This window comes from Paracidovorax oryzae ATCC 19882 (assembly GCF_000687165.1).
GTDB lineage: Bacteria > Pseudomonadota > Gammaproteobacteria > Burkholderiales > Burkholderiaceae_C > Paracidovorax > Paracidovorax oryzae.
In genome coordinates this window covers 26,166-38,117 of record NZ_JMKU01000034.1, presented here as the reverse complement: position 1 = coordinate 38,117, position 11,952 = coordinate 26,166, and the positions used below count along the sequence as shown (strand labels likewise).

Below are 11,952 nucleotides of genomic sequence, written 5' to 3'. Positions count from 1 at the left end.
TGCGCGGGCAGGAAGTTCATGCCGGGCGAGCCGATGAAGTGGCCCACGAAGACGTGCGCCGGCCGCTCGAAGAGCGCATCGGCGGAGCCCACCTGCACGGCACGGCCGCGCGTCATCACCACCACCTCCTCGGCGAAGGTGAGCGCCTCCACCTGGTCGTGGGTGACGTAGATGAGGGTGAGCTTGAGCTCGTGGTGGATCTGCTTGAGCTTGCGGCGCAGCTGCCACTTCAGGTGCGGGTCGATCACGGTGAGCGGCTCGTCGAAGAGCACGGCGGCGACGTCCTGGCGCACGAGGCCGCGGCCCAGGGAGATCTTCTGCTTCTGGTCGGCCGAGAGGCCTGCCGCGCGCATGTCCAGCTGGTGGCTCATCTCCAGCATCTCGGCGATCTGGCCCACGCGCTGGCGGATCTGCGCCTCGGGCACCTTGCGGTTCTTCAGCGGGAAGGCCAGGTTCTGGGCCACGGTCATGGTGTCGTAGATGACCGGGAACTGGAACACCTGGGCGATGTTGCGCTCCTGGGGGCTGGCGCGGGTGACGTCGCGCCCGTCGAACAGCACCCGGCCGTGCGAGGGCACGAGCAGGCCCGACATGATGTTGAGCATGGTGGTCTTGCCGCAGCCCGAGGGGCCCAGCAGCGCGTAGGCGCCGCCGTCGCGGAATTCCATGGTCAGGGGCAGCAGCGCATAGTCGCTGTCCTGCTGCGGGTCAGGCTTGTACGAGTGTGCGAGCTCAAGTTGGATGCGGGCCATGTCAGTCTTCCGTCGTGCTGCGCGCCATCCGCAGGGCGGGAGTCCGGCGCTGCCGTGCCCGTCCGGTGGCCGCGGAGCAGGCCAGGGGGTGTGTCTTCATCTCAGCGGCCTTTGCGCACCGGGGCGCGCAGCAGTTCTTCGCCGGCGCCGAACACGTAGGCGTCGCCGGGCTGCAGGTGCAGCGTGAGGGCGGCGCCGAGCGCGAAATCGTGCACGCCAGTGAACTGCGCGACCATTTCGCCCCAGGGCGTGTGGGCATGCACGAAGGTGTCGGAGCCGGCGATTTCCGCCAGTTCCACCGTGCCAGCGACCGCGATGTCGCCGGGCCGGGGCGTCACGCGCAGGGCGCTGGCGCGCACGCCGACGGTGAGGCCGCCGGCCGCACCGGCAGGCAGCGGCTCCGGCAGGGGCAGCACGTCGCGCCCCGCCACGCGCACGCCCCCCGCCACGGCCTCGGCGGCGAGCAGGTTCATGGGCGGATCGCTGAAGGCCCGGGCCACCCGCAGGGAGGCCGGCGCATGGAACACCTCGGCGGTGGGGCCGTACTGCAGCAGTTCGCCTTCGTGCAGCACCGCCGTGTATCCGCCCAGCAGCAGCGCTTCGCCGGGCTCGGTGGTGGCATAGACGACCGTGGAGTCGCCCGCGGCGAAGAGCTGGCTGAGCTCGTCGCGCAGCTCTTCGCGCAGCTTGTAGTCGAGGTTGACCAGGGGCTCGTCCAGCAGCATGAGCGGCGCACCCTTGGCCAGGGCCCGCGCCAGGGCCACGCGCTGCTGCTGGCCGCCGGAGAGTTCAGCCGGAAGGCGGTCGAGGAACATGTCGATGTGCAGCCGCTCGGCCAGGGACCGCACGCGCTCCATGGCGTTCTTCTCGCCACGCAGCCTGAGTGGGGAGGCGATGTTGTCCGCCACCGTCATGGAGGGGTAGTTGATGAATTGCTGGTAGACCATGGCCACGTTGCGTTCGCGCACGGGCATGCCTGTCACGTCCGCGCCGTCCACCAGCACGCGCCCTTCGGTGGGCGCATCCAGCCCGGCCATGATGCGCATGAGGCTGGTCTTGCCCGCCTGCGTGGCCCCCAGCAGCACGGTCACGGCCCCGGGCTGGAGAGCCATGTCCATGCCCCGGAGCCAGGTTTGCGCACCCACCGTCTTGCCGATGCGCTCGAGTACCAGCTGCATCCCCGCACCTTTCGTGTTGTCTGGAGCCGCAGGGCTTCGCAGCCTGCGTGTTCTTTCTTTGCCGAAACGCGCATCCAATGCGTCGATACGTTTCGATTTCGTTCATTTTTGTTCTTTTTGATTCGATTTACCTCCAGGTTTACCCTCGGTTTTTTCCTTTTCGTTCGTTTTAAAGTCAAGGCACAGCCCTCTTCCCCTTATCGCGTGAACACAAACCCCCGACAGCTCCTGCTTCTCGAAGAAGTCCGCACCCGCAGGACGGCCACCGTCGAACAGCTCGCGGAAACGCTGGGCGTGACGTTGCAGACCGTCCGGCGCGACATCCAGCGGCTGGCCGACAGTGGATTGCTGCTGCGGTTTCACGGCGGGGTGCGCGTGCCGAGCTCCACCACGGAGAACCTGGGGCACACCCAGCGCGAGACGCTGCATGCCGAGGGCAAGGCGCGCATCGCGCGGGCCGTGGCCGAGGCCGTGCCGCACAACTGCTCCCTGATCCTGAACATCGGCACCACCACCGAGGCGATCGCACGGGCGCTGCTGCACCACCAGGGGCTGCGCGTGATCACCAACAACCTGAACGTGGCGGCGATCCTGGCAGGCAACCCGCAGTGCGAGGTGATCGTGGCCGGCGGCGTGGTGCGAGCGCGGGACCGCGGCATCGTGGGCGAGGCGGCGGTGGACTTCATCCGCCAGTTCAAGGTGGACATTGCGCTGATCGGGATCTCGGGCATCGAGCCGGACGGCTCGCTGCGCGACTTCGACCTGCGCGAGGTGAAGGTGGCGCAGACCATCATCGCCCAGGCCCGCGAGGTGTGGCTTGCTGCGGACCACAGCAAGTTCGACCGGCCCGCGATGGTGCAGGTGGCCACGCTGGCGCAGATCGACCGCATGTTCACGGACGCGGCCCCGCCCGACCCCTTCCCTGCCCTGCTGCGCGACGCCGGGGTCGAACTCGACGTGGCGGCGTGAGGCCGCCCTTCCCTCTTCCAACACCGCATACCTTCCGGACGCCATGACCTATCTGCTCGCCCTCGACCAAGGCACCTCCAGCTCGCGCAGCATCGTTTTCGACGAACATGGGCACATCGTCGCGCAGGCCCAGCAGGAACTGCCGCAGATCTATCCGCAGCCCGGCTGGGTGGAGCACGACCCGATGGAGATCTGGCGCACGCAGCTGGCCACGGCGCGGCAGGCGCTCGCGCAGGCGAAGATCGGCCCGGGCGACGTGCGGGCGCTGGGCATCACCAACCAGCGGGAGACCACGGTGCTGTGGAACCGCAGCACCGGGCAGCCCGTGCACCACGCCATCGTCTGGCAGGACCGGCGTGCCGAGCCGCTGTGCGCCGAACTGCGCGAGCAGGGCCACGAGCCGATGATCCAGGAGCGCACGGGGCTGCGCATCGACGCGTATTTCTCGGCGACCAAGCTGCGCTGGCTGCTGGACCACGTGCCCGGCGCGCGCGCGGCGGCGGAGGCCGGCGAACTCGCCTTCGGCACGGTGGACAGCTGGCTCATCTGGCAGCTGACGGGCGGCAAGGTGCACGTGACCGACGTGAGCAATGCCTCGCGCACCATGCTGTTCAACGTGCATTCCAACACCTGGGACGACGACCTGCTGGCGCTGCTGCGCATTCCGCGCGAACTGCTGCCGCGCGTGCAGCCGTCGGCGAGCGACTTCGGGGCCACGGACGCGGCACTGCTGGGCGGCGCCATCCCGATCGGCGGAGTGGCAGGCGACCAGCAAAGCGCGCTGTTCGGCCAGGCATGCTTTTCCGCCGGCATGGCCAAGAACACCTACGGCACGGGCTGCTTCATGCTGATGCACACGGGCAGCAGCTTCCAGACCTCGCGCAACGGGCTGCTGACGACCAGCGCAGCACAGATCGCCCCGCGGGGCGGGGCCGGCCAGGGAGCGCCGGAGCCGGCCTTCGCCATGGAGGGCAGCGTGTTCGTCGGCGGCGCGGTGGTGCAATGGCTGCGCGACGGGCTGCGCGCCATATCGACCAGCAGCGAGGTGCAGTCGCTGGCCGAAAGCGTACCGGATTCCGGTGGCGTGATGATGGTGCCTGCCTTCACCGGGCTGGGCGCACCCTACTGGAAGCCCGACGCCCGCGGCACCATCACCGGACTCACCCGCGGCACGACCATCGCCCACATCGCGCGCGCGGCGCTGGAGAGCATTGCCTACCAGAGCGCGGCGCTGCTGCAGGCGATGAGCCGCGACGCGGTGGCGGCCGGGGGCGCGCCCGTGAGCGAGCTGCGGGTGGACGGCGGCGCCTGCGTGAACGACCTGCTGATGCAGTTCCAGGCCGACCTGCTGGGCATTCCCGTGGTGCGGCCGGCGGTGATCGAGACCACGGCGCTGGGCGCCGCCTACCTGGCGGGACTCTCGAGCGGGGTCTATGCGGGCACGGACGCACTGTCCGCACTGTGGCGCGCCGAGCGGCGGTTCCTGCCCACGCTGAGCGCCGTTCGCGCCCAGGAATGCATGGCGCGCTGGGAGCATGCGGTGCGGCAGGCCGCGCTGGACTGACCGGAAGGAAGCGCTACCATCCGGTGCCGCGGCCTGCGGCGGCGCTCCGCTGCGGGCCTTCCCCTCTTCCACGGGCCGCCCGCCGGCCCCACGCCCTTTCGCACGCATGACGCCCGACACCCCCTCCTCCGCATCCGACCAGCCCGCGATCGCCTTCATCGGCGGCGGCAACATGGCCAGCGCCATCATCGGCGGACTGATACGGCAGGGCATGCCGGCTTCCGCCATCGAGGTGGTCGAGCCCTGGGAGGAGGCGCGGGCCGCCCTGCGCGCGCACCACGGCATCGAAGCCCTGCCGGAGGCCGGGACGGCGCTGGAGCGCGCCGGCGTGGTGGTGTGGGCGGTCAAGCCCCAGACGTTCAAGGAGGCCGCGCAGCAGGCGCGCCCCTACACGGCGAATGCGGTGCACCTCAGCGTGGCTGCAGGCATCCGGTCGGACAGCATCGCCGCCTGGCTGGGCTCGGAATGCGTGGTGCGAGCCATGCCCAACACGCCTGCGCTGATCGGGCGCGGCATGACGGCGCTCTATGCCCGCCCGCAGGTGAGCCCCGCGCAGCGCGCCGCCGTGCAGCAGGTGCTGGCGTCCACGGGCGAACTGCTCTGGGTGGACGAGGAGCCGCAGCTCGACGCCGTGACCGCGCTGTCGGGATCGGGCCCGGCCTATGTCTTCCTGTTCCTGGAAGCGATGGCGCAGGCAGGGGTGGAGATGGGCCTCGCGCCCGAGCAGGCGCACCAGCTGGCCGTGGGCACGTTCACGGGCGCGTCGGAACTGGCGCGCCGCTCGGACGAGTCGCCCGCCGTGCTGCGCCAGCGCGTCACCTCCAAGGGCGGAACCACCTTCGCGGCCGTCCAGTCGATGGAGCAGGCCGGACTGCCGGAGCAGTTCATCCGTGCGATGAAGGCCGCGCAGGCGCGCGCCCGGGAACTGGGGGACGAATTCGGCAGGTGATCCCGGCGAGCGGGCCGTGGCCGGCAGTGGTATCGGCAGGGCGTTGCAACTTTTACAATCGCGGGTCCTTCCACCAGAGCCCGCCACGCCCGCCTGCATGTCCGTCGCCACCGCCGCACCGTCCAGCATTTCCTACAGAGCCGTCGCACTGCTGGCGGCGCTCTACGTTCTCGCCTGGTCGCTGCTGCCGCCCTTGTTGAGTCACAGCCTGCCGCTGGACGTGGTGGAAAGCCTGTCCTGGGGACGGGAATGGGAGTGGGGCTATTACAAGCACCCGCCCCTGTCCCCCTGGGTGCTGGAGCTGTCCTACCGCGCGTTCGGCCGGGCCGGGCCGTTCCTGCTGAGCCAGTTGTTCATCGCCGCCACGCTGTGGCTGGTGTGGATCACGGGGTGCCGCCTGGTCTCGCGCGAGCGCGCCCTGCTGGGCACGCTGCTGACCATGGGAGTGGCCTATTACACGCGGCCGGCGCTGGAGTTCAACCACAACATCGCGCAGATGCCGCTGTGGGCGGCGGCGGGGTACTGCCTGCTGGTCGCGCTGCAGGAGGGCCGGCTGCGGCACTGGCTGCTCCTGGGCATCGTGGCGGGCCTGGGGCTGCTCACCAAGTATTCGGTCGGCCTGCTGCTGATGGCGTTGGCGCTGTACCTGCTGCTGACGCCCGCGCGCCGGGTGCTGGCAGGCCCGGGGCCGTGGCTCGCGCTGGCGGCGATGCTGCTGGTCTTCGCGCCCCACCTGCACTGGCTGCGGGAGTCCGGCTGGCTGCCCATGGCATATGTCAAAGGCCGCGCCGCCGTCCAAGGTGCCGGACCCATCGCGGCCCGGCTGGATGCACTGTCGTTCCTGGCGACGCAGGCGCTGAACCACCTGCCCCTGGCGCTCATCGTGCTGGCGGCGCTGTGGAACACGCGCGGGCAGCGCGCCGCGGACGCACCTCCCGGCGCATGGCGGCTGCAGGCCCGCATGCCGGGCTACCTGCTCGTCCTGGCACTGGGCCCGTGCCTGCTGGCCTGCGCGCTGGGCATCGTGCTGGGGCTGCGGCTGCGCGACATGTGGGGCGTGCCGATGTGGGTGTACAGCGGCCTGCTGGTGGCAGCGTGGCTGCCCGAGGGCTGGCTGCCGGTCCTGCGGCCGCGGCTGCTGCGCGGCCTGGCCGTGTGGCTGGTGCTGGTTTCCGTGCTGACCGGCCTGTTCCTGGCCTATGGCGCGCAGTGGCGCAAGCGCCCGGCGCGCACGGACTGGCCCCAGACAGCGGTCGCACAGCAGGCGCAGGCACTGTGGGAAGCGCATTCGCGCTGCCCGCTGGACTCCGTCTCGGGCGACTATTGGGCAACCGGCCTGGTGGCGGCACAGCTGCCCGACCGGCCATCGGTGTTCATTACCGGAGACGACCGGTTTTCTCCGTGGATCACGCTGGAGCGCCTGCAGTCGAATGGCACACTGTGGATCGGGCTGGGCGACGAGCCCCCCGTGCCGGCGCTGCTCGAAGAGCTGGACACCACCCCCGGGATGGGCGTGCAGCAGGGACAGGTGCAGGTGAGCTGGCCGTTCCGGGGCGCCGAATCCCCGCTCACCATGCACTGGCGCGCCTATGTGCCCGAGGCATGCGCAAAACCACCTGGCCCCGGGGCCCCGCAATGAAGGCCCAGCCCGCTCCGGACATCCCGTCTTCCTTCCAGGCCGAATTCGCCCCCGCGGCTCCGGAAGGCCTGCTGCCGCGGGCAGGGCTGCGGCTGAGCTGCGTGGTGCCGGCGCACAACGAAGAGTCCAATCTGGAAGCCTTCGTGCATGCCCTTGCAAGGGCCGCGGGCGCGCTGACGCCGGACTTCGAAATCGTCATCGTCAATGACGGCAGCCGCGACGGCACCCATGCGGTGGCCATGCGGCTGGCGCGTGAACTCCCCCTGCGCTACATCGCGCTGTCGCGCAATTTCGGCAAGGAAGCCGGGTTGACCGCCGGCATCGACCATGCCCGCGGCAACGCAGTCCTGCTGATCGATGCGGACTTCCAGCATCCGCTGGACCTGCTGCCGCAGATGCATGCCCTGTGGCTCTCCGGCTACGACATGGTCTATGGCGTGATCGCCGACCGCGCTGGCGACAGCGGGGCCAAGCGTGTGGGCACGCGGGCTTTCTACCGGCTGCTCAACGCCGGCAACAAGGTCAAGATCCCCCCCAATGCAGGCGACTTCCGCTGGATGGACCGCCGGGTGGTCGATGCACTCAAGGCCCTGCCCGAACGCAACCGCTTCATGAAAGGGCTGTACGCCTGGGTGGGCTTCAAGTCGGCCGCCCTGCCCTTCGTGCCGTTGAACCGGGCCGGCGGCGTTTCGAGCTTCAACCTGCGGGGCCTGGGCTCGCTGGCGCTGTCGGGGCTCACCTCGTTCACGACTCTGCCACTGCGGGTGTGGAGCATGGCCGGGGGGTGCATTTCTCTGGCGGCGCTGGCCTACGGGCTGTGGATCGCCATATCCACCCTCGTCTTCGGCAATGCGCTGGATGGCTGGCCCACGCTGGCGGCCAGCATCATGCTGTTTTCCGGGGTGCAGCTGATGTCCATCGGCATCCTGGGCGAATACGTGGGGCGGATCTACGACGAGGTCAAGCGCCGCCCGCTCTATGTGGTGGCCTGCGACGAGGACCGCAGCCCGCTGCGCGAGCAGCCGTGAGTCTGCAGCGAGCTGCCGGTCCGGCATGGCTGCGGCGTCTGCCGCAGGGGCTGCAGTTCGTGCTGGTGGGCGCCGCCGCCGCTGCCACCCACCTGGCGGTGATGGGCCTGCTGGTGGGGCAGGCCGGCATGGCGCCGCTGGTGGCCAACGTGCTGGCCTTTCTCGTGGCGTTTGCCGTCAGCTACAACGGCCACGCACTGCTGACGTTCTCGGCATCGCACAGCCGGGGGCGGGCGGTCATGGCACGCTACTTCGCGGTGGCCTGCCTGTCCTTCGCCGCCAATGAAGTGCTGTACTTCGTCGCGCTGCATATCCTGCACTGGCATTACTTCTGGAGCCAGGCCGGCGTACTGGTGCTGGTGGCCGTATGTACCTTCGTGCTGAGCAAATTCTGGGCGTTCAAGGCGCCCGCCGGGCGCCGGGCATGAAGCCAGCCGATGCGCCCCTGCCATCGCGGCCCGTCCTCCTGTGCGCGGACGACTATGCGCTGCACCCCCTGGTCGATGCCGCGGTGGAGCGGCTTGCACAGGCCGGCCGCCTGTCCGCCACCAGCTGCATGGCGACCTCTCCGCGCTGGCATGCCGCGGCAGCACGCCTCGCGCCGCTGCGCCCGCGACTGGCGGTGGGGCTGCACCTCAACCTGACCGAAAGCCATGGCGGCGCGCACGCCGATGTTCCCCCGCTGGGGACAGTGATTCTGCGGGCCTACGCGCGCCAGCTGTCCGCAGCGTCGCTGCGGGCCGCCTGGCGCGCGCAGTTCGACGCCTTCGAGCGGGAGGCGGGCACGCCGCCCGACTTCGTCGATGGCCACCAGCATGTGCACCAGCTGCCCCGTGCTCGGGATGCGCTGCTGGCCGAACTGCAGGCGCGCTATGCGGCCCACGAACGCCCCTGGGTGCGCTCCACCGCGCCCGCCCCTGGCCTGTGGCGCCAACCGAAGGCGTCCATCATCGCCATGCTCGGCGGCTGGACGGCCACGCGGCGCTGGCGCCGGGCGGGGCTGGCGATGAACCCGGGTTTCGGCGGGGTCTATGGATTCGATGCGCCCGATGCCGAGGCCTACGGAGCACACATGGCGAAGTGGCTGCCGTACCTGCCGGAGGGCGGGCTGCTGATGTGCCATCCGGCCACGGACGTGGTGCATGGCGATGCCATCGGCGCACAACGGCCGGTGGAGTTCGCCTACCTGATGTCCGAGGCCTTCGGCGCGCTGCTGCGGCGCAGCGGCCGTCACGTGCAGCAAGGGCCGTTCGCGCCGTAGCAGCCCGCCGGCCGGGCCGGATCAGCGCAGCGCGAACCCTGCCAAGATGCCCGCGAACAGCGTGAAGCCCAGCCAGTGGTTGCTGGTGAATGCACGGAAGCATCCCTCCCGGGTGCGGTGCCGGATGAGGCGCCAGTGCCACGCCACCTGGAGCAGCATGGCGGCCAGCGCGGCATGCAGGGGCCAGCCCAGGCCGAAGGGCGCCAGTGCCCAGGCCCAGAGGGCGACGAAGGCCAGGTAGAAGGCCATCACGGCCGGCACGTCGTGGCGCCCCAGGGTGATCGCCGAGGTCTTCATGCCGATCTTCAGGTCGTCGTCGCGGTCCACCATGGCGTATTCGGTGTCGTAGGCCAGCACCCAGCAGAGGTTGCCCAGCACCAGCCAGGCAGCCAGCATCGGCACGGCGCCGCCCACTGCGGTGAAGGCCATCGGGATGCCCATGCTGAAGGCCACGCCGAGCACGGCCTGGGGCATGGAGACGAAGCGCTTGGCGAACGGATAGGCGATGGTGACCGCCAGCGCGGGCAACGACCACGCGACGGTGGCCGCATTGGTGGTGAGCACGAGGCCGAACGACACGAGGGCCAGCACCGCGCCCACGGCCAGCGCCTCGCGCACCGACACGGCACCGCGGGTGACGGGGCGCTGCGCGGTGCGCTTGACGTGCCGGTCGAAGTCGCGGTCGGCGACATCGTTCACGCAGCATCCCGCGCTGCGCATGAGGATGGTGCCCAACGTGAAGACGGCCAGCAGGTGCCAGCCCGGGAAGCCCCCGGCCGCGATCCACAGGGCCGACAGCGTGGGCCAGAGCAGCAGCAGCCAGCCGGCGGGCCGGCTCCAGCGGATCAGGTCGAGGTACAGCGCCAGGCGCGAGGGCTGGGGAGAACGGTGCGGTGCGGTGCTCTGCATGGGCGGGCGGCGGGAATGAAAAACGCCCGCGGCAGGCGGGCGTGGGCTGGCCGGAAGGGGCGTGCCGGCCGCTCAGTCCTCCAGCAGCGAGCGCAGCATCCAGGCGGTCTGCTCATGCACCGTCAGGCGCTGGGTGAGCAGGTCGGCCGTAGGCTCGTCGCTGGCCTTGTCGGCTACGGGGAACAGTTCGCGTGCGGTGCGGGCGACGGCTTCGTGGCCCTCGACCAGGATGCGCACCATTTCGAGCGCATGGGGGGGTTCGGGCGGCGCGTCGGGCAGCGAGGTGAGCTTGCCGAACTGGGCGTACGAACCCGGGGCGGGGTGGCCCAGCGAGCGGATGCGCTCGGCCACCGGATCCACGGCGTTCCACAGTTCGGTGTACTGGCCCATGAACATGGTGTGCAGCGTGTTGAACATGGGACCGGTCACGTTCCAGTGGAAGTTGTGCGTGGTCAGGTAGAGCGTGTAGGTGTCGGCGAGCAGGCGCGAGAGACCCTGCGCGATGGCGGCACGGTCCTTGTCGCTGATGCCGATGTTGATGCGCGGCGCGGTGGAGGTGGACGGGCGGGCTGCAGATTTGCCGGGGGCTTTGGCCATGGGAAGAACTCCTTCGATGGATGGGCTGGAAACAACTGTATCGCAGGCGCACAGGCCCATGGTGCGGTGCGGGCTCTCGCCCGCAGGGCGTCAGGACAGGCGCGTCACGCCCGGCAGCTCGCAGGCGTACACGGCGTTGCGCAGCGCAGCGATCGCCTCGTAGCGCGTGAAGCTGCGGCGCCAGGCCAGGACCACGCGGCGCATGGGCGGCGGGCTGCCGTCCTCTTCCTCGATGGGCAGGTAGCGGATGTGGGTGTCGTCGCTCTTGCGGCGCTTGGTGCCGGTGTGCAGCGCGTCGCGCGGCACGGACAGGCGCGGTACCAGCGTGACGCCCATGCCGGCCGACACCATGTGCTTGATGGTTTCCAGCGACGAGCCCTCGAAGGTGCGGCGGATGCCCTCCGCGTTGCTCGCGTAGCGGGCGAATTCGGGGCAGACCTCGAGCACGTGGTCGCGGAAGCAGTGGCCCGCGCCGAGCAGCAGCATGGTCTCGCTCTTGAGCTCGGCGGCCGAGATGCTCCTGCGCTCGGCGAGCGGGTGGGACGAGGGCACTGCTGCCAGGAACGGCTCGTCGTAGAGCGGCGCCATGGCGAGGCCCGTGTCCGGGAACGGCTCGGCCATGATGGCGCAGTCGATCTCGCCGGTGCGCAGCATCTCCAGCAGCTTGACGGTGAAGTTCTCCTGCAGCATGAGCGGCATCTGCGGGGTGCGGGCGATGGCGTGCCGCACCAGTTCGGGCAGCAGGTAGGGGCCGATGGTGTAGATCACGCCCAGCGTGAGCACGCCGGCCAGCGGATCCTTGCCGCGCTTGGCGATTTCCTTGATGGCCGCGGCCTGTTCGAGCACGCTCTGGGCCTGGCGCACGATCTCCTCGCCCAGGGGCGTCACCGACACCTCGCCCGCGCTGCGCTCGAAGAGCTTGACCTCCAGCTCGTCCTCGAGCTTCTTGATCGCCACCGACAGGGTCGGCTGCGACACGTAGCAGGCGTCCGCTGCGCGGCCGAAGTGCTTCTCCCGTGCAACGGCGACGATGTATTTGAGTTCTGTGAGGGTCATTGTCTGAAGGGTCGGCAATGCGGAAGGTGCGATTGTGCGCCCGCGACACG

Annotated in this window: 12 protein-coding genes; 7 read left to right on the top strand and 5 right to left on the bottom strand. The window is 70.0% G+C overall.

The annotated features are described in order from the left end of the window. Both T336_RS0120340 and T336_RS0120335 read right to left on the bottom strand, forming a co-directional pair. The coding region (locus T336_RS0120340) for an ABC transporter ATP-binding protein (protein WP_026433901.1) at positions 1-752 on the bottom strand (752 nt) is incomplete at its 3' end. 101 nt (positions 753-853) lie between these two features. Then, entirely contained in the window at positions 854-1,930 is a 1,077-nt protein-coding gene (locus tag T336_RS0120335) for an ABC transporter ATP-binding protein (RefSeq protein ID WP_026433900.1), read from the bottom strand. Positions 1,931-2,134: 204 nt separating this feature from the next. Between T336_RS0120335 and T336_RS0120330 the strand changes: the two genes are divergently transcribed. The 7 genes from T336_RS0120330 (at position 2,135) to T336_RS0120300 (ending at position 9,340) form a co-directional block, all read left to right on the top strand. Then, complete coding sequence (locus T336_RS0120330; RefSeq protein WP_013593062.1) at positions 2,135-2,899, top strand: DeoR/GlpR family DNA-binding transcription regulator; 765 nt, start codon at positions 2,135-2,137, stop codon at positions 2,897-2,899. Positions 2,900-2,942: 43 nt separating this feature from the next. Then, entirely contained in the window at positions 2,943-4,463 is a 1,521-nt protein-coding gene (gene glpK, locus T336_RS0120325; protein ID WP_026433899.1) for a glycerol kinase GlpK, read from the top strand. Positions 4,464-4,569: 106 nt separating this feature from the next. Next, entirely contained in the window at positions 4,570-5,412 is an 843-nt protein-coding gene (proC, locus tag T336_RS0120320; RefSeq protein ID WP_026433898.1) for a pyrroline-5-carboxylate reductase, read from the top strand. A 97-nt stretch (positions 5,413-5,509) separates the two neighbouring features. After that, positions 5,510-7,051 (top strand): glycosyltransferase family 39 protein, encoded by a 1,542-nt coding sequence (locus T336_RS0120315; RefSeq protein ID WP_026433897.1) that lies wholly within the window; start codon positions 5,510-5,512, stop codon positions 7,049-7,051. Further along, on the top strand, positions 7,048-8,079 hold the full coding sequence (locus T336_RS0120310; protein ID WP_019701398.1) for a glycosyltransferase family 2 protein: 1,032 nt from the start codon (positions 7,048-7,050) through the stop codon (positions 8,077-8,079). The genes T336_RS0120315 and T336_RS0120310 overlap by 4 nt, the downstream gene beginning before the upstream one ends. After that, a complete protein-coding gene (locus T336_RS0120305) occupies positions 8,076-8,507 on the top strand; it encodes a GtrA family protein (RefSeq protein WP_019701397.1) in 432 nt (143 codons plus the stop codon). Before T336_RS0120310 ends, T336_RS0120305 begins: the two co-directional genes overlap by 4 nt. Beyond that, positions 8,504-9,340 (top strand): ChbG/HpnK family deacetylase, encoded by an 837-nt coding sequence (locus tag T336_RS0120300; protein ID WP_019701396.1) that lies wholly within the window; start codon positions 8,504-8,506, stop codon positions 9,338-9,340. Before T336_RS0120305 ends, T336_RS0120300 begins: the two co-directional genes overlap by 4 nt. A gap of 21 nt (positions 9,341-9,361) precedes the next feature. Here T336_RS0120300 and ubiA read toward each other — a convergent pair whose 3' ends face one another. From ubiA to T336_RS0120285, 3 genes are all read right to left on the bottom strand, one after another. Further along, on the bottom strand, positions 9,362-10,249 hold the full coding sequence (gene ubiA / locus T336_RS0120295) for a 4-hydroxybenzoate octaprenyltransferase (RefSeq protein ID WP_026433895.1): 888 nt from the start codon (positions 10,247-10,249) through the stop codon (positions 9,362-9,364). Positions 10,250-10,321: 72 nt separating this feature from the next. After that, positions 10,322-10,846 (bottom strand): Dps family protein, encoded by a 525-nt coding sequence (locus T336_RS0120290; protein WP_019701394.1) that lies wholly within the window; start codon positions 10,844-10,846, stop codon positions 10,322-10,324. A 90-nt stretch (positions 10,847-10,936) separates the two neighbouring features. After that, on the bottom strand, positions 10,937-11,902 hold the full coding sequence (locus T336_RS0120285; protein ID WP_013593054.1) for a LysR substrate-binding domain-containing protein: 966 nt from the start codon (positions 11,900-11,902) through the stop codon (positions 10,937-10,939). Positions 11,903-11,952: the final 50 nt, after the last annotated feature.